The 17,123-nt window shown below is 70.6% G+C and carries 18 protein-coding genes; 14 read left to right on the top strand and 4 right to left on the bottom strand.

Going from position 1 to position 17,123, the window contains the following annotated elements; all coding sequences use genetic code 11:
* Positions 1–67: 67 nt before the first annotated feature.
* Positions 68–331 (bottom strand): hypothetical protein, encoded by a 264-nt coding sequence (locus KBX08_RS19855; RefSeq protein ID WP_091402229.1) that lies wholly within the window; start codon positions 329–331, stop codon positions 68–70.
* Between the two features lie 162 nt (positions 332–493).
* On the opposite strand from KBX08_RS19855, the gene KBX08_RS19850 reads away from it, so the two are divergent.
* Both KBX08_RS19850 and KBX08_RS19845 read left to right on the top strand, forming a co-directional pair.
* Positions 494–859 (top strand): PadR family transcriptional regulator, encoded by a 366-nt coding sequence (locus tag KBX08_RS19850; protein WP_210784956.1) that lies wholly within the window; start codon positions 494–496, stop codon positions 857–859.
* Positions 856–2,232: a permease prefix domain 1-containing protein gene (locus KBX08_RS19845; RefSeq protein ID WP_210784955.1), complete on the top strand. Its 1,377-nt coding sequence runs from the start codon at positions 856–858 to the stop codon at positions 2,230–2,232. The genes KBX08_RS19850 and KBX08_RS19845 overlap by 4 nt, the downstream gene beginning before the upstream one ends.
* 166 nt (positions 2,233–2,398) lie before the next feature.
* Here KBX08_RS19845 and KBX08_RS19840 read toward each other — a convergent pair whose 3' ends face one another.
* Positions 2,399–3,256: an SPFH domain-containing protein gene (locus tag KBX08_RS19840; protein ID WP_210784954.1), complete on the bottom strand. Its 858-nt coding sequence runs from the start codon at positions 3,254–3,256 to the stop codon at positions 2,399–2,401.
* Positions 3,257–3,479: 223 nt separating this feature from the next.
* Here KBX08_RS19840 and KBX08_RS19835 point away from each other — a divergent pair, with 223 nt between their 5' ends.
* The 8 genes from KBX08_RS19835 to KBX08_RS19800 all read left to right on the top strand — a co-directional run bounded on the left by KBX08_RS19835 (position 3,480) and on the right by KBX08_RS19800 (position 11,133).
* Entirely contained in the window at positions 3,480–4,241 is a 762-nt protein-coding gene (locus tag KBX08_RS19835; RefSeq protein WP_091401800.1) for an ABC transporter ATP-binding protein, read from the top strand.
* Complete coding sequence (locus KBX08_RS19830; RefSeq protein WP_210784953.1) at positions 4,228–4,920, top strand: ABC transporter ATP-binding protein; 693 nt, start codon at positions 4,228–4,230, stop codon at positions 4,918–4,920. The genes KBX08_RS19835 and KBX08_RS19830 overlap by 14 nt, the downstream gene beginning before the upstream one ends.
* Before the next feature lie 50 nt (positions 4,921–4,970).
* Positions 4,971–6,221 carry an ABC transporter substrate-binding protein gene (locus KBX08_RS19825; RefSeq protein ID WP_374101960.1) on the top strand — a complete coding sequence of 417 codons (1,251 nt, stop codon included), beginning with the start codon at positions 4,971–4,973 and terminating at the stop codon, positions 6,219–6,221.
* Positions 6,218–7,099, top strand: coding sequence for a branched-chain amino acid ABC transporter permease (locus tag KBX08_RS19820; RefSeq protein ID WP_210784952.1), 882 nt, complete (start codon positions 6,218–6,220; stop codon positions 7,097–7,099). The genes KBX08_RS19825 and KBX08_RS19820 overlap by 4 nt, the downstream gene beginning before the upstream one ends.
* The gene (locus KBX08_RS19815) at positions 7,096–8,109 is read left to right on the top strand and encodes a branched-chain amino acid ABC transporter permease (protein WP_210784951.1); all 1,014 of its coding nucleotides are present in this window, start codon (positions 7,096–7,098) and stop codon (positions 8,107–8,109) included. The genes KBX08_RS19820 and KBX08_RS19815 overlap by 4 nt, the downstream gene beginning before the upstream one ends.
* A 79-nt stretch (positions 8,110–8,188) precedes the next feature.
* Positions 8,189–8,860: a transcriptional regulator gene (locus KBX08_RS19810; RefSeq protein WP_307850593.1), complete on the top strand. Its 672-nt coding sequence runs from the start codon at positions 8,189–8,191 to the stop codon at positions 8,858–8,860.
* A gap of 84 nt (positions 8,861–8,944) precedes the next feature.
* Entirely contained in the window at positions 8,945–10,513 is a 1,569-nt protein-coding gene (locus KBX08_RS19805; RefSeq protein ID WP_210784969.1) for an MFS transporter, read from the top strand.
* Positions 10,514–10,524: 11 nt separating this feature from the next.
* The gene (locus KBX08_RS19800; RefSeq protein WP_145795537.1) at positions 10,525–11,133 is read left to right on the top strand and encodes a TetR/AcrR family transcriptional regulator; all 609 of its coding nucleotides are present in this window, start codon (positions 10,525–10,527) and stop codon (positions 11,131–11,133) included.
* 46 nt (positions 11,134–11,179) lie between these two features.
* Here KBX08_RS19800 and KBX08_RS19795 read toward each other — a convergent pair whose 3' ends face one another.
* Complete coding sequence (locus KBX08_RS19795; RefSeq protein WP_210784950.1) at positions 11,180–13,099, bottom strand: helix-turn-helix domain-containing protein; 1,920 nt, start codon at positions 13,097–13,099, stop codon at positions 11,180–11,182.
* Positions 13,100–13,113: 14 nt separating this feature from the next.
* Positions 13,114–13,896 (bottom strand): 3-hydroxybutyrate dehydrogenase, encoded by a 783-nt coding sequence (locus KBX08_RS19790; RefSeq protein ID WP_210784949.1) that lies wholly within the window; start codon positions 13,894–13,896, stop codon positions 13,114–13,116.
* A 269-nt stretch (positions 13,897–14,165) separates the two neighbouring features.
* Between KBX08_RS19790 and ruvC the strand changes: the two genes are divergently transcribed.
* The 4 genes from ruvC to yajC all read left to right on the top strand — a co-directional run bounded on the left by ruvC (position 14,166) and on the right by yajC (position 16,854).
* Positions 14,166–14,693: a crossover junction endodeoxyribonuclease RuvC gene (gene ruvC, locus KBX08_RS19785; RefSeq protein ID WP_210784948.1), complete on the top strand. Its 528-nt coding sequence runs from the start codon at positions 14,166–14,168 to the stop codon at positions 14,691–14,693.
* Positions 14,690–15,292, top strand: coding sequence for a Holliday junction branch migration protein RuvA (gene ruvA / locus KBX08_RS19780; protein ID WP_210784947.1), 603 nt, complete (start codon positions 14,690–14,692; stop codon positions 15,290–15,292). The genes ruvC and ruvA overlap by 4 nt, the downstream gene beginning before the upstream one ends.
* Before the next feature lie 16 nt (positions 15,293–15,308).
* Positions 15,309–16,376: a Holliday junction branch migration DNA helicase RuvB gene (gene ruvB / locus KBX08_RS19775; RefSeq protein ID WP_210784946.1), complete on the top strand. Its 1,068-nt coding sequence runs from the start codon at positions 15,309–15,311 to the stop codon at positions 16,374–16,376.
* A 139-nt stretch (positions 16,377–16,515) separates the two neighbouring features.
* On the top strand, positions 16,516–16,854 hold the full coding sequence (gene yajC / locus KBX08_RS19770; protein ID WP_307850591.1) for a preprotein translocase subunit YajC: 339 nt from the start codon (positions 16,516–16,518) through the stop codon (positions 16,852–16,854).
* The last annotated feature ends 269 nt before the right edge of the window (positions 16,855–17,123 follow it).

The following is a 17,123-nucleotide window of genomic DNA, read 5'->3' as shown; positions in this document are numbered from 1 at the left end:
AGGTGCCCTGGGTCGACCCGGGAAGGGCCAACCCTGGGCACCCGGGCGACGAGAGCCGGGCGACTGGTCAGAAGGGTGGGGCGTCCTCGCCCATCAGCGCCAGCACGACGCCGCCCTTGCCGCTCTTGAGGCCCTGGACGACGACCTTGCCGGTGCTGCCGTCGGGCAGCTCCAAGGTGAAGGTCTTGCCGACCGCGTTCTTGGGGCCGTTGCCGGCGCTGTTGGCGGGCCGGAAGTCGCCTGCCCAGGGCGGAATCCCGCCCCTACGGGCCGGCTCGGCGAAGAGCGCGGCGGTGCCGGGGGTCCTGGTGCCGTCTGAGGAAAGGAGCACTGAGGCGCTGCGAAAGGTAGCCATATGCGCCAAGGCTAACCCGGACCAAGCCGTTCGCGGCACCACAGCTGCCCGGAACGGCGATTCGGTCGACCCCTTGCCCCGGGAGTGATACCTAGCAGTACCATGCATCGTACCTCTAGGTTTGGAGCGTGAGGTTTCATGAAGGTCGCCAAGGATCTGGTCGCCGCCTCGGCGACGCCGATGGTGCTCGGCATCCTGGCTGAGGGTGAGAGCTACGGGTACGCCATCCTCAGGCGGATCAACGAACTGTCCGGGGGTGAGCTGGACTGGACCGAAGGGCTGCTCTATCCGTTGCTGCACCGGCTCGAGCGCCTCGGTCACCTGGAGTCGAGCTGGCAGGCGGTCGCCGGCGAGCGGAAGCGCAAGTACTACCGCGTCACCGACCGGGGTCTGGCCGAACTGGCCGAGCAGCGTCGGCAGTGGGACACAGTGGTGGGCGCGCTCAAGGAGATCTGGCACGACCGCGCGCCGCTGACGGTGCGCCCGTTGGAGGGCCTGGCATGACGGCGCACGAGGGGCCGCAGGAGTTGGAAACGCAGTTCGAGCAGTGGCGTCAGTACGTGCTGCGCCGCCGGGAACTGCAACCGGTGGACGCCGACGAACTGGAAGACCACCTTCGTGGCTCCGTCGACGAGCTCGTGGCCGCCGGCCTGAGCCCGGACGAGGCGTTCCTGGTCGCTGTGAAACGAATGGGCAGCCTCGACGACCTGTCCCGCGAGTTCGCCCGGGAACATTCCGAACGGTTGTGGAAGCAGTTGGTGCTGACCGGCGACTCCGGCAGCCCGGTCGGCGGCACGCGCTCCCGCCGGGACCTGTGGGTCATGCTCGGCTGTGCGGCGGGTGCGGTGGCGTCCGTCAAGGTGCCGGCGCTGTTCGGGCTGAGTTTCGCCGACGACGGCTCGTTCTACGCGCGGAACTTCACACTGTTCGCGCTGCCCTGGCTGGCGGCGTACCTGGCCTGGCGCCGGGGAGCCCGACGGGCGGTGATCGCGGCACTGGCGGTGCTCTTCGTCCTCGGCGCCGTGGCGGCCAACGCCTACCCCCTGGCGGACGATTCGCAGTCCGTTGTCGTCACCAGCATCCATCTGCCCATCGCCCTGTGGCTGGTGGTCGGCCTGGCCTATGTCGCCGACGACTGGCGCTCCTCCCGTCGACGCATGGACTTCATCCGATTCACCGGCGAGTGGTTCATCTACCTGGTGCTGATGGCCCTCGGCGGCGGCGTGCTCTCCGCGTTCCTGTTCAACACCTTCGCGGCCATCGGAATCGTCCCGGAGGCGTTCATCTCGCAGTGGCTGCTGCCCGGTGGCGCCGCTGCCGCGGTCGTGGTGGCCGGGTGGCTCGTCGAGGCCAAGCAGAGTGTCGTCGAGAACATCGCGCCGGTCCTCACCCGGCTGTTCACCCCGCTCTTCACCGCCGCCCTGCTCGCCTTCCTCGTCGCTGTCGTCTGGACCAGCCATGGCATCGACGTCGAGCGGGAGGCGCTGCTCCTGTTCGACCTTCTGCTGGTCGTGGTGCTGGGGCTGCTGCTCTACTCACTCTCGGCCCGTGACCCGCTGGCCCCGCCCGGTCCGTTCGACAAACTCCAACTCGCGCTGGTGGTCAGTGCGTTGGCCATCGACGTGCTGGTGCTGCTGGAGATCACCGGGCGCATCACCGACGAGTACGGCGGTACGCCGAACCGGGCGGCAGCGCTCGGCGAGAACGTGATCCTGCTGGTCAACCTCGCGTGGTCGGCGTGGCTGCTGCTGTCCTTCATCCGTCGGCGTACACCGTTCGCGACGCTCGAACGGTGGCAGACCGGCTACCTGCCGGTGTACGCCGCGTGGGCCTGGATCGTGGTCCTCGTCTTCCCGCCGCTGTTCAGCTTCGCCTAGGCGGGTAATTCTCGACGGCGTCCACCGTGCGCTCGGCTGGCTCGCCATGGCGATCTGCCGGTGAGCGGTATACCTCAGAGGCATAAACATGCCTCTGAGGTATACCGCTTGATGCCGCATCCGCCCCGACGAAGGTGACCGACGGCGATCGCCCTGGGGCTGCGGGTCACTTGCCGGTGACGATGCCCGGGTTGATGCAGAGCCCCGGGTTCGCGCCGTTCTTCTCCGCGATCTCCAGACAACGGGTCACCTTGTCGACAGTGGCGTTGGTCTCGGTGATCTGCTTGGAGATCTCGGCGTTCTTGCGGTCCTGCTCCAGGTTGCGGGTTTGCGCCAGCTTGTCCTGGAACGCCTTGATGTTGCCCTCGGTCTTGTCGTCGTGGTTCACCCGGGTGATGGTCACCGAGAGAATGTCCACGTCGGTGGCGAGGCGGGTCTCCGCGCTGGTCTTGATGTTCGCGGCGAACGGCTTCAGGTCGACGTTGAGGTCGCCGGTCTGGGCGTCGATCTTCTCCAGCGGGTTGTACGCGGCGAAGGCGTCGTTGACCGCGCTGTCGAGCTGCACACCCACCCGCTGACCCCGGAAGCTGCCGAAGTCGCCCTTGTAGTCCATGAACTGCTTCGGCGCGTTCTCCGGCTTGACCTGCCATTCGACGAGCACCTCGACGCAGGCGTCGGCGAGGGTGCCGGTGCGCACGCGTACGCAGTTGTCGCCGCCGATGTGGTCGTACTTCTGTCGGCCCGCGTCCCACTCGCCGACCTTCTGCCAGGGGGCCACCCACTTCAGGCCCGAGCCGGTCACCTCGCCGGTGGGCTTGCCGAAGCTGGTGACGATGCCGACCGAGCGGATGGGTACCGAGTGGGCGCTGGAGGCGATGCCGACCACCAGCGTGAGGGCGAGAAAGCCGAGCGCCGCGAGGGCGGCCATCCGCTTGAGCGGCCGTGCGGGGGCGACGAGTGCGACGACGGCGCTGACCGCCAGGGCGACGGCGAAGACGATCGCCATGGTGAAGCCGACGGGCATGGGGTGGGAACCTTCCGGTGGGCTGTGTGGATCATCAACCTAGGGGGTCCGGTCAAGTCGACGGCGCGGGGGAGTGGAGTTCACGCACGTCAATCGCGGGTCGAATATGGAGCCCATCGACATGGTTCGACTCCAGCGGCCCGCCGTAGGTTTCGTCCACGCGACGGGCCTGTGACCACGGTCACCGAACCCACCGTCGCCGCGACGTGCGGAGGATGAGGCGATGGCCGGGCAAGCGCTCCTGTCGGCCCGTGGGCTGACCCGCGACTTCCGGGGCTTCCGGGCGGTCGACGACGTCGACCTCGACGTGGCGTCGGACAGCGTGCACGCGCTGGTCGGCCCGAACGGCGCGGGCAAGACCACCCTGTTCAACCTGCTCACCGGCTTTCTGCGACCCAGTGGTGGCCGGATCGAGCTGGCCGGGCGGGACGTCACCGGGCTGCCCCCGGAGCAGGTGGCCCGGCTCGGCGTGGCCCGTTCGTTCCAGATCACCAGCCTCTTTCCCCAACTGTCCGCGCGCGAACACGTCGCGCTGGCGTTGCAGTCGCCCAGTGGGCTGGGCTGGCGGTTCTGGCGGTCGGCGAAGCTGATGGGCCGCTACACCGAACGGGCCGACGAACTGCTGGCCATGGTGGGGCTCGCCGAGCTGGCGCATGCTCCCTCGGCGTCCCTGGCGTACGGCCGCAAACGCGCCCTGGAGCTGGCCATCGCGCTGGCGCTGGACCCGAAGGTGCTGCTGCTCGACGAGCCGACAGCGGGCATGGGCCTGGAGGACGTCGACCGCACCGTCGAGCTGATCGGTCGGGTCCGCCAGGGCCGGACCGTGGTGATGGTCGAGCACAACATGAGCGTGGTCGGCCGTCTCGCCGACACCGTCACAGTGCTCCAGGCCGGCAAGGTCCTCGTCGAGGGCCCGTACGAGCAGGTCCGCGCCGACGAGCGCGTGATCACCGCCTACCTGGGAGCCGCCGATGCTGCGCATTGACAACCTGTCCGCCTCCTACGGCGAGGCGCAGGTGCTGCGTGACGTCAGCCTCGAGGTCTGCGCCGGCGAGGTGGTCACCCTGGTCGGCCGCAACGGTGCCGGCAAGTCCACACTGCTGCGCTGCGTGATGGGGCTGCACCCCGGTCAGCGCGGCACTGTGGAGCTGGACGGGCGGGACATCACCAGGCTGCCGGCGCACAAGCGGGCCCGCCTGGGGCTGGGCTGGGTGCCCGACGACCGGGGCAGCTACGCCACGTTGACAGTCACCGAGAACCTCACGCTGCCACCCACAGTCGGCCCCGACCCGTGGTCGCTGGAGCGGGTGTACGAGGCGTTTCCGGCCCTGTACACCCGACGGGACTCGGCGGCCACCATGCTCTCCGGCGGCGAGCAGCAGATGCTCGCGCTGGCCCGGGTGCTGCGGATGGGCGCCCGGCTGCTGCTCTGCGACGAGCCCACCGAAGGGCTGTCGCCACTGCTGGTGCAACAGGTCGGCGACCTGCTGCGCGAGGCCAAACGGCACGGGGTGACGGTGCTGCTGGTCGAACAGAACCTGCACTTCGCCACCGGTGTCGCCGACCGGCACTACCTGCTGGCCGAGGGCCGGGTCGCCGAGGCGATGGACAACTCCGACGTGCTTTCGCGCGAACGCGAACTGCTCGCGTACCTCGGGATCTGAATTTCTCAACGACGACCCGCGCGACGCCGCGCGGAATGGATGGAGTGGGCATGCGCAGGACGATGGGTGTGGCCGCGGCGTCGGCCGTGGTGGTGCTGGCCGCCGGATGCGGCGGCGGTGGCCCCCAGTCGAGTGGCGACCAGAAGCTGACCGGCGACAAGATCGTGCTGGGCGTGCTCAACGACCAGTCCGGGGCGTACTCGGAGTTGTCCGGAAAGAACTCGGTGGCGGCGGTGGAGATGGCCATCGCCGACTTCACCGCGAAGTACGGCGACAAGGCGGTGACCAAGAACATCACAGTGGAGACCGCCGACCACCAGAACAAGCCGGACGTGGCCAACTCCAAGGCCCAGGAGATGTACGACCGCAAGGGCGTCGACCTGATCCTGGACGTGCCCACCTCGTCGGCCGCGCTGAAGGTCGCCGACGTGGCGAAGGAGAAGAAGAAGCTCTACTTCAACATCGGTGCGGCGACCACCGACCTGACCGGCAAGAGCTGCAACAAGTACACCTTCCACTACGCGTACGACACGTACATGCTGGCCAACGGCACCGGAAAGACCACCACTGAGCAGATCGGCAAGAACTGGTACATCCTCTACCCGAACTACGCCTTCGGTCAGGACATGGAGAAGAGCTTCTCCACAGCGATCACGGCGGCCGGCGGCACTGTCGTCGGCAAGGACGGGGCGCCGTTTCCGAACACCAGCGGTGACTTCTCCACCTTCCTGCTCAAGGCACCGAACCTGAACCCGAAGCCGGACGTGCTGGGCACCATGCAGGCCGGCGCGGAGCTGGTCAACGTGGTGAAGCAGTACAACGAGTTCAAGCTGCGGGACAAGGGCGTCGGCCTGGCGGTGGGGCTGATGTTCCTCACCGACATCCACTCGCTCACCCCGGCGGCGCTGGCCGGCACCACGTACACCGATGCCTGGTACTGGAACTTCGACGCCAAGAACCGGGAGTTCGCCGACCGCTTCCAGCAGAAGGCCGGCACCCGGCCGACCTTCGCGCACGCCGCCAACTACTCCGCGGCGTCGCAGTACCTGGAGGCGGTGCAGGCCGCCGGCACCGACGACGCGGACGCCGTGGTCAAGGGCCTGGAGGGCAAGACGGTCGAGGACGTCTTCCTGCGCAACGGGAAGATCCGCGCCGAGGACCACCGGGTGGTGCACGACGCGTACCTGGCCCAGGTGAAGCCGCAGTCCGAGGTTGCCGAGCCGTGGGACTACGTGAAGGTGCTCAAGACGATCCCCGCCGCGGAGGCGTTCCGCGCGCCCTCGGCGGACTGCAAACTATGAGCGGATTCGCGCAGAACACGTTCAACGGGTTGGTGAGCGGGGCGTTCTACGCCCTGCTCGCCCTCGGGCTCGCTGTCATCTTCGGCATGCTGCGGGTCGTCAACTTCGCCCACGGCGCGTTCTACATGCTCGGCGCTTTCGGGGCGTACGTGCTGCTCAGCGAGGCGGGCGTGCCGTTCTGGGCCGCCCTGGTGATCATGCCGGTGGGGTTGGGTCTGCTCGGCATGGCGCTGGAACGCGCGGTGATCCACCGGCTGACCAAACTGGACCCGCTCTACAACTTCCTGCTCGCCTTCGGTCTGACGCTGATCCTTCAGGACCTGGTGAAACTGCGCTACGGCGTGCAGTCCAGCCCGTACGAGACGCCGTCGCTGTTGAGCGGTTCGGTCGACTTCGGGCTGTTCGACTTCCCGACGTACCGGGTGTTCATCCTCGGCTTCGCGGTGCTGCTCTGTGTCGCGGTGTGGTGGGTGCTGACCCGGACCCGGATCGGCATGGTGGTCCGTGCGGCCACCGAGCGGCCGGACCTGACCCGCGCGTTCGGCATCGACGTCGGACGGTGGGTGACCCCGGTCTTCGGTTTCGGCATCGGGCTGGCCGGTCTCGCCGGTGTGCTGGCCGCGCCGATGCGCGCGGTCAACCCGCTGATGGGCGCCGACCTGATCATCGTGGTGTTCGCCGTGGTGGTGATCGGCGGGCTGGGTTCGATCTTCGGGTCGGTCGCCGCCGGCTTCGGCATCGGACTCGTGCAGGCGTGGGGTGAGGCGTACCTCTCCAACTTCCCGCTCGTCTCGCAGACGATCGTCTTCGTGGTGATGGCCGGCGTGCTGCTCTGGCGCCCGGCCGGCCTGTTCGGTCGGGAGGAGGCCCCCGCATGACCAACACAGTGGACACTCCTACCGACGCGTCGCGTTCGACGCCACCGTCCGGGTTGATCGCCGTGGCCCGGGCCCCCGGCTGGGTCCGGTACGCGCTGCTCGCCGTCGGCCTGGCCGTCGCGGCGTGGCTGCCCAACGGCCTCTACCCGGCGGTCGCCGTTGACATCCTCTGCTGGGCGCTGTTCGCCGTGGCGGTGGATCTGCTGCTCGGCTTCACCGGGCTGATGTCCTTCGGTCACGCCGCGTTCTGGGGCACCTCCGCGTACGTCACCGGGCTGGTGGCCATCCACGTCGGCCTGCCGTTCCCTCTCGCGGTGCTGGCCGGGGCCCTCGCCGCGGCCGTGCTGGCGGTGCCGATCGGCTACCTGGCGGTCAAGCGGACCGGCATCTACTTCGCCATGGTGACCCTGGCCTTCGCGCAGATGGTCTACTACGTCGCCAACGAGTGGCGCTCGGTGACCCAGGGCGAGAACGGCCTGCAGGGGGTGCCCCGCGAGTTGTTCGGCCTCGACCTCACCGACGACTACTTCTTCTACTACGCGATCCTGCCGATCGTGCTGCTCGGGCTCGCCGCCGCCTGGCGGATCGTGCACTCGCCGTTCGGCCGGGTGCTGGTCGGCATCCGGGACAACCCCGCGCGGGCGCGGGCGCTGGGTTACCCGGTGCACCGCTACAAGCTCACCGCGTTCGTGCTCTCCGGGTTCATCGCCGGCCTCGGTGGCGGGTTGTTCGCTGTCGGCCACCGGTTCGTCTCGCTGGACGTGCTGCACTGGACCACCTCCGGCAAGGCGGTCATCGTGGTGGTGCTCGGCGGGATCGGCACCCTCTGGGGTGGGGTGCTCGGCGCCGCCCTCGTGGTCCGGTTGGAGGACTGGCTGTCGTTCTCCGGGTTCGAGGCGATCGGCCTGGTGACCGGCGGCATCTTCGTCCTCGTCGTGGTGCTGTTCCGGCGCGGCATCTGGGGCAGCGTCGCCGCGCTGGCCCACCGACTGGCGGCCCGCCGCCGCTGAAACTCACCCGAGGGCGCATCCGCCACGCGCCGTCCGAGCGAACCCCCGGGTAGAGACCGTCTACCCGGGGGTACGTCTGGTGCTGACCGATCCGATGCCGGCGGAGGCCGTGGAGATCGCGCACAAGCAGGTTTCGCTGGCGGCCGAGGACCTGGACGCCAACGGCGTCGCGACGCTGGTGCTGGAGTTGGTCGAGGCGTGGGGCGTGCCGGCGCTCTGGGAGCAGGTCTGCCGTCCGCTGCTGGCCCGGCTGTCGGGGCGTACCGCCGCCGAGATCGTCGTCGAGCACGCCCTCTTCGAGGGCGTCCGGGTCGGGTTGGACGCGTACCGCCGGGAGCCGGGCCGGGCACTGCCCACCGGCGGGGTGCTGCTGGCCGGCGCCGAGAAGGAGGCGCACAGCCTGGGTCTGCTGGCGCTCGCCGCCGCGCTGCGCGAGCAGGGCCGCGGCTGTCTGAACCTCGGCCCCGCGCTGCCCTGGTCCGCGCTCACCAGCGCTGTGTACCGGGCCCGCCCGCGCATCGTCGTGCTCTGGTCGCAGACGCCGCTCACCGGCCGCGCGTACCGCCTGGTGCGCTTCGCCCGGGACTTTCCGCTCCTTCGGGTGTACGGCGCCGGGCCGGGCTGGATCGAGCCGCTCGGCGGTCCGGCGGTCCGTCTCGGCACGTTGACGGAGGCCGTCGACGCCTGCCTGGCGGCCGCGCCCGGGCGTGATGCCCACCACATACGATACGGATCGGTGCCGTATCGTTAATACGCGTCGTAGGCTGACCCGCGTTACGAGTCTGACCCGTATCGTATTTCGTCGCGGGTGATCAGCGTGGGGGGAAAGCCAGGCATGGAGCTGCACGACAACACCGGACACCCGAGGCGGTGGGCGATCCTGGGGGTGCTGGTGATCAGCCTCCTCGTGGTCGTCCTCGACAACACGATCCTCAACGTCGCCCTGCGCACCCTGGCCGACCCGGTGCACGGTCTCGGCGCCAGCCAGGGCGAGCTGGAGTGGTCGATCAACTCCTACACGCTCGTCTTCGCCGGGCTGTTGTTCACCTTCGGGGTGCTCGGCGACCGCGCCGGCCGCAAGCGCTTCCTGATGATCGGTCTGGTGCTGTTCGGCCTGGCGTCGCTGCTCTCCGCGTACGCCCAGAGCCCCGGACAGCTCATCGCGGCCCGCGCCCTGATGGGGGTCGGCGGCGCGGCCATCATGCCGGTGACCTTGTCGATCATCTCCAACGTCTTCGACCCGCGCGAGCGTGGTCGGGCCATCGGGGTCTGGGCCGGCGCTGTCGGTCTCGCCGTGGCTATCGGCCCGATCCTCGGCGGCGCGTTGCTGGAGCACTTCTGGTGGGGCTCGGTCTTCCTGATCAACGTGCCGGTGGTCGTCGCCGGCGTGATTCTGGTGGCGCTGCTGGTCCCCGAGTCGCGTGACCCGCGGCCCGGTCGGATCGACGTGCTCGGCGTGCTGCTCTCCGTTGTCGGCCTGGTCGCCCTCTCCTACGGCATCATCGACGGCGGCGAGCACGGCTTCGGCCGCCCGGTGGCCTGGGGCTCGATCCTGGTCGGCGTCGCGGTGCTGGCCTGGTTCGTGCAGCACGAGCGGCGCAGCGACCACCCGTCGCTGGACGTTCGACTGTTCAAGGTGCCCCGGTTCGCCGCGCCGGTCGTGATCGTGGGCCTGGTGTTCTTCGCCGCGATGGGCTCGATGTTCTTCGGCTCGTTCTACCTGCAACTCGTGCGCGACTACAGCCCGTTGCAGACCGGTCTGCTCTTCCTGCCCTTCGCCGGCGCCCAGCTGGTCTTCGCGCCGCGCAGCGCCGCGATGGTCCGCCGCTACGGCGGTAAGGCAGTCGCCACCGTCGGGTTGGCGCTGACGGTGGTGTCACTCGGCGCGTTCGTCTTCATCGGCGACTCCACCCCGATCTGGATCGTGTTGCTCGTCTTCCTCATCCAGGGCGCCGGGATGGCCAACATCATGCCGCCGGCCACCGAGTCGATCATGTCGGCGCTGCCCCGGGAGAAGGCCGGAGTGGGCTCCGCGGTCAGCAACACCATCCGCCAGGTGGCCGGCGCGCTCGGCGTGGCCGTCCTCGGCTCGGTGCTCTCCGCCGTCTACCGCAGCGACATCGCTGACGCCCTGACCGGTCTGCCCACCCAGGCCCAGGACGCGGCCAACGAGTCGATCTCCGGTGCCTACGCGGCGGCGGGCCAGCTCGGCCCGGCGGCGCCGGGACTGATCTCGGCGGCCAACGACGCCTTCGTCACCGCCATGCACTGGGCGGCCGGGCTCTCCGCGGTCATCGCCGCACTCGGGATCATCGTGGTGCTGCGCTGGATGCCGGGCAAGGAGGACACGAGCGTCGCCCCGGCGGCGCCGGTCGCCGAGCCTGAGCTGGCCGGCACGGCATAGGTTCGGGGAGAATGGCGGACATGACGTCCACTGCCGATGCTCCGCGGTCGCCCGGTCGACCGCGGAGCATCCGCGCCGACGAGGCGATCATCGAGGCCACCCTCGACCTGCTCGCCGAGGGCAGCACCATCGAGGCGCTCTCGATCGAGGCGATCGCCACCCGCGCCGGGGTCGGCAAGGCCACCATCTACCGGCGCTGGGCCGGCAAGGACGCGTTGCTGCTGGACGCGCTGCGCCGCCTCAAGGGCGTCCTGGCCCAGCCGGCGGGCCACTCCGTCCGCGACGACCTGGTGCTGCTCGTCGGCGCGATCGGCAAGAACGTCGACCCGCGAGCGGCCAAGATCATGCCCTGCCTGGCACCCGCAGTGAACCGCAGCGCCGACCAGTTCCAGCTCTACCAGAACATCATCTCGCCCCGGCGGCAGCTGATGCGCGAGGTGCTGCGACGCGGCATCGACGAGGGGGTGCTGCGCGCCGACATCGACGTCGAGGTGACGATGGCGCTGCTCACCGGGCCGATGCTGATCCAGCGGGTGCTCCAGTGGAACCCGGACCTGGACGAGCAGTCCCTGCCCGAACGGGTCGTCGACGCCGTGCTGGAGGGCATCCAGGCCCGCTGACGCCGGGCGCCCGGTCGGCGGCGTTCGTGCCGCCGGCCGGCGTCGGTCAGCCGGCCGGTGCCCGCAGTCGGTGCAGGCGCAGCGCGAGCTGCACCTCCAGCGCCCGCTCGGGCCGCTGCCAGTCGACGCCGAGCAACTGCCCGACCCGCTCCAACCGCTGGGTCACCGTGTTGACGTGCACGTGCAGTTGCTCGGCGGCCCGGGCCAGGCTGCCACCCACCCCGAAGTACGCCTCCAGCGTCTTCACCAGAGCCGTGCCGCGCCGGGCGTCGTAGTCGAGCACCGGCCCGACGGTGGCGCCGAGGAACTCGGTCACGTCCTTCTCGCCCCGGTCACCGACAGTGCCCAGCAACAACCCGACGAAGCCCAACTCCACTGTGCTCGCGCCCTGCCCGGCGCGACCCAGCGCGCCCAGCGCCGTCAGGCACCGGTCCGCCTCCTGGAACGTCCCGGCCAGCGCCGCCGGCGTGTTCGACGGGCCACTCGCCCCGGCCGTCACCGGTCGACCGGTCACCCGGGACAGGTCCCGGGCCACCGCGCGGGCGCTGCCGCCCGCGTCCAACCCCGGCAGCAACAGCACCACCCGGCCGTCGCGCGCCGCGGCCAGCCCGCCGCGCGCCGAGGCGTACGTGGTGGCCCAGGAGAGCACCCGCTGCCGAGCCGAACCGGTAGCGGCGATCGCGTCGTCGCCCACCGCCACCAGCACGTGCGGCGCGTCCAGGTCCACCCCGAGCCGACGGGCCCGACTGCGCAGCGCGTCGGTGTCGCGCAGCGGTCGGGCGATCAGGTCGTCCAGCAACTCGCCACGCACCCGCCCCTCCGCCTCCGCGACCGTTCGGCGGAACAGCAGCAGCAGCGCGGTCACCAACGCGGCCCGCTCCAGGATGCGCTGGTCGGCGTCGACCAACTCGTCGTCAGGGCGCAGCACCAGGGCGCCCAGGTTCTCCGCGCCGGCCACCACTGCCGCGTACCAGAGCGGACCCCGGCGTACGCTGCGCCCCTCGGTCCGGGACGCGGCCACCGCCTCGACGATGTCCGCGCGGTCCGGCTCCTCGATCTCACCCACCCGGGCCAGCAGGCGGCCCTCGGCGTCCAGCGCCAGCAGCGCGCCGCCCAGCACCTCGGTCACCGCAGCCGCCACGTCCTCCACGCCGCCGCCGCGCAGCACCAGCGCTGTCATCCGGTCGTGTGCCGCCGCGGCCCGCTCCACCGAGCTGCTGTGCGCCCGGATGGTGGTGTTCGCCGCCGACAGCTCGGCCAACGCCGAACGGGTCTCGGTCAGCAGCCGGGCGGTGTCGATCGCCACCGCGGCGTGCGCGGCCAGCGACACCAGCAACGCCACCTCCTCCCGGACGAACGGCCGGGCCGAACGGTTGGCCGCGTAGAGCACCCCGATCGAGGTCGAACCGAGCCGCAGCGGCACCCCCAGGATCGCCACCAGCCCCTCCTCGCCCACCCCGGCGTCGATCTCGCCGGTGTGGTGGAAGCGCGCGTCCTCGCCGTAGTTGGCGGTGACGTACGGGGCACCGGACTGGGCCACCAGGCCACCGAGACCGGCGCCCATCGGCAGGCGCAGCCGCTGGAAACGGGCCGAGACCGACCCGTCGGTGACCCGCATGTAGGTGTCGCCACGTTCGTCGTCGTTGAGCGTCATGTACGCCACGTCCGCGCCCAGCAGGTGACGGGCCCGGTGCACGATCGCCCGCAACACGTCGTCCAGATCGCGCAGCCCAGCCAGGTCGCTGACAGTGTCGTACAGGCCGGACAGCTCGCTCTCCCGGCGGCGGCGACGCTCCAGCAGCGCGCGGACCCGCAACGCCACCGACTTGGCCTGCTCCAGCTCGGCCAGCCGGTCCGGCGGCAGCCCGGCGGCCCGCGCGGCCACCAGCGGTCCCTCGAACTCGACCGCCGCGGCCTCTCGGGCGAGCAGCTCCAGGAACTCCACCGGCGAAGACATGGTCGACATTGTGCTCAGCCCCACTAGTTGGCCGTCCAGCCCCCGTCGAGGGCGATCGACGCCCCGGTGATGAACGCCGCCGGCGGCGAGCAGAGGTACGCCAGCAGCTCGGCCACCTCCTCCGGCTCGATCAACCGTTTGATCGCGGCCCGGGCCAGCATGATCTTCTCGATCACCTCGGCCTCGTCGATGCCGTGACTGGCAGCCTGGTCGGCGATCTGGCTCTCCACCAGAGCGGTACGCACGTACGCCGGGTTGATGCAGTTGGCGGTGACCCCGTGCGCGGCGCCCTCCAACGCGACCACCTTCGACAGCCCCTCCAGGGCGTGCTTGGCCGAGACGTAGGCCGCCTTGTACGGCGAGGCACGCAACCCGTGCACCGAGGAGATGTTGACGACCCGTCCCCAGCCCCGCGCGTACATGTGCGGCAGCGCCCGGCGGATCAGCAGGAACGGCGCCTCCACCATCACCCGCTGGATGTACTCGAAACGCTCGACGGGAAAGTCCTGCAACGGCGCCACGTGCTGGAGCCCGGCGTTGTTCACCACGATGTCCACGTCCACGTCGAGCGAATCCACCGCCGCGGCGTCGGACAGGTCCACGCCCTCGGCCCGGCCACCGGCCTCGGCGGCCACCGCCTTGGCCGCCTCCAGGTTGCGGTCCACCACGAGCACCTTGGCGCCGGCCGCACCCAGCCGCAGGGCACACGCCCGCCCGATGCCGCCGCCGCCCCCGGTCACCAGGGCGGTCCGACCGGAGAGGTCGACCTGTACGACGTGGGGGACCACCACGGGTTCTGCCGTCATGGCGCAAGAAGTTACGAGCTGTGTGCTCCCCGGCACATGGGTCAGCGACACATACTCCGTACCAAAGCTGTGTGGCCCCACCCGCCCCGCCGCGCCTTGCCTCGTCCCGTCGTGCGCCCGCAGGATCGCCCAACCTCAGGATGATGCCGTCGGACACGTCGGGGCGCGGGGCGTGCAGCGGCGCGAGGGCGTGTCCCGTGGGGCTGGTGGGAAGGGCGCCGGTTAGGGTGTCGAACACACGTACTGCTGACGGCTGGGGAGGGGGCGGCGTGCGCGTGCTCGGTGTGGATCCGGGGTTGACCCGGTGTGGGGTGGGCGTGGTCGAGGGTGTGCCCGGCCGGCCCTGCACCCTGGTCGCCTACTACGTGGTCTACACCGACCCGGCCGACGACCTGGCGCTGCGCCTGTTGCACCTGGACCGGTCGCTGAACAAGCTGGTCGCCGAGCATCAACCGGAGAGCGTCGCCGTCGAGCGGGTGTTCAGTCAGCACAACGTTCGTACCGTGATGGGCACCGCGCAGGCCAGTGGCATCGCCGTGCTGGCCGGGGCGCGGGCCGGGCTGCCGGTGCAGACGTACACCCCGAGCGAGGTGAAGGCCGCCGTGACCGGGTCCGGTCAGGCCGACAAGGCGCAGATGACCGCCATGGTGACCCGGCTGTTGCGGCTGGACGAGCCGCCGAAGCCGGCGGACGCCGCCGACGCGCTGGCCCTGGCCATCTGCCACGTGTGGCGCGGCGGGACCCGCTCCAAGCTGGCCGCCGCAGCCGACCGGGCACGACGAGGAGGAGCGCGATGATCGCCAGCGTGCGCGGCACGGTGACCGCGACGGGTCCGGACCAGGCCGTGATCGAGGTCGGCGGGGTCGGGCTCGCCGTGCACTGCGCCCCGGGGACCCTCGCGGAGCTGCGGGTCGGCCAGGTCGCCCGGCTCGCCACCAGCCTGATCGTGCGGGAAGACTCGCTGACCCTCTACGGCTTCGCCGACGACGACGCCAAGTCGCTGTTCGAGCTACTCCAGACCGCCAGTGGGGTCGGCCCGCGACTGGCCCAGGCGGTGCTGGCGGTGCACACCCCCGACGCGGTTCGCAAGGCGATCGCCAACGCCGACACGGCCGCCCTGACCCGCGTACCCGGGATCGGCAAGAAGGGCGCGGAACGCCTGGTGCTGGAGCTACGTGACCGGATCGGCCCGGTGCCGATCGGCGCGGACGGGGCGGCCGGGGTGACCCGCGGCAGCTGGCCCGACCAGGTCCGGCAGGCGCTGGTGGGGCTGGGCTGGACGGCCGGGCAGGCCGATCAGGCGGTGGCCGCGGTGGCGGAGTCGATCGAGGGTGAGACCCCGCCGGTGCCGGTCCTGCTCAAGCAGGCCATCCGACTGCTGGGTCGCACCCGATGACCGCCCGGGTCGCACGATGAGCGAGACCGAGGGGCTCGTCTCGGCGTACGTCAGCGACGCCGATCGGGACGCGGAGGCCACGGTCCGGCCGAGGCGGTTGGCCGAGTTCATCGCCCAGGACCGGGTACGCGACCAGCTCGACCTGTTGCTGCAGGGCGCCATGCGGCGGGGGTCGCCGCCGGATCACATCCTGCTCTCCGGCCCACCCGGGTTGGGTAAGACGAGTCTGGCCAACATCGTCGCCGCCGAGCTGGGCGCGGGCATCCGGGTGACCAGCGGGCCGGCGATCGAGCGTTCCGGTGACCTGGCGGCGATCCTGACCAGCCTCGCCGAGGGCGACGTGCTGTTCATCGACGAGATCCACCGGATCGCGCGGCCGGCCGAGGAGCTGCTGTACAGCGCGATGGAGGACTTCCGGGTCGACGTGGTGGTGGGCAAGGGGCCGGGGGCGACGGCGATTCCGCTGGACGTCGAGCCGTTCACCCTGGTCGGCGCGACGACCCGCTCGGGCCTGTTGACCGGGCCGATGCGGGACCGGTTCGGCTTCGTGGCGCACCTCGACTTCTACGCCCCGGCGGATCTGGAGACGCTGCTGCACCGTTCGGCGCGGATCCTGGGGGTGCCGATCACCCCGGAGGGCGCTACCGAGATCGCCGGTCGGTCCCGGGGCACGCCGCGGATCGCGAACCGGCTGCTGCGCCGGGTCCGCGACTACGCCGAGGTCCGGGCGGACGGGGTGGTCGACCTCGACACCGCCCGCGCGGCCCTGATCGTGTACGACGTGGACGCGCTCGGCCTGGACCGGCTGGACCGGGCGGTGTTGACCGCGTTGGTCGAGTCGTTCCGGGGCGGCCCGGTCGGGTTGTCCACCCTCGCCGTGGCGGTGGGGGAGCAGCCGGACACTGTCGAGGAGGTCTGCGAGCCGTTCCTGGTGCGGGCCGGGCTGTTGGCCCGTACGCCCAGGGGTCGGGTGGCGACCGAGGCCGCCTGGCGGCATCTGGGGCGCACGCCGCCGAATGGTACATTTGGTGCGGATAGTCCACCTGTACCCGACTTGTTCTCCTTGGATGTCGATCAGCCGTGATGTGAACGTGATCTGTGCCGCATTCGGCGTTCCCAGGTGCAGGGTTTAGACTTCGCCGCGGTCTGTACAGGACGTGAGAATCCGCCTCCGCTCCGGCACCCCGGTGCCGAGCAGGTGGCCAATGGGAAGGTCAGTAACCGTGCAATTGGCAGCACCGGGTGGCGGGGCCGGCGGTATCACGCCGATCCTGATGATCGCCCTGCTCTTTGGCGTCATGTACTTCATGATGATCCGGCCCCAGCAGAAGCGCCGCAAAGAGGCGGAGGCGATGCAGTCCAACCTCGGCCCCGGCGACGAGGTCGTGACCATCGGTGGGCTCTACGGCACTGTCACCGGCATCGAGGACGACACCGTCCTGATCGAGGTCGCCCCGGGCGTGCAGACCCGCTATGCCCGCCCGGCCATCGCGCGGGTGGTCACCCGCGCGGAGCTGCCGAGCGAGCCGGTCACCGAGGACGCGGACACCGTCAAGGAGTGACCCCTCCCCCGGGAGCGGCGAGTCCGGCGTACGGCCGGTCGGCCGGCTTCCGGGTCGTCGCGCCCGAACGGGGCAGCGGGCGAGACGTGAAAACTGGATAGTTGGGTCGACGCCGGGCGTCGGCACGTTCCCGTGACCGTCGGCGTTCCGCGCCGGGGTGCCCGGTCCTCGTGTCGGCACTCCGTCGGCTCAAGGCAGACCCCGTCGGGCAGGACCCCCGGCCCGACACCGCCGCCGCTGCGACAGCGGCGCGACCGTACAGGGAGACA

Source organism: Micromonospora sp. H61 (genome assembly GCF_018070325.1).
GTDB lineage: Bacteria > Actinomycetota > Actinomycetes > Mycobacteriales > Micromonosporaceae > Micromonospora > Micromonospora salmantinae.
The sequence above is the reverse complement of the archived record's forward strand: the minus strand, read 5'-3'. Positions and strand labels throughout refer to the sequence as shown.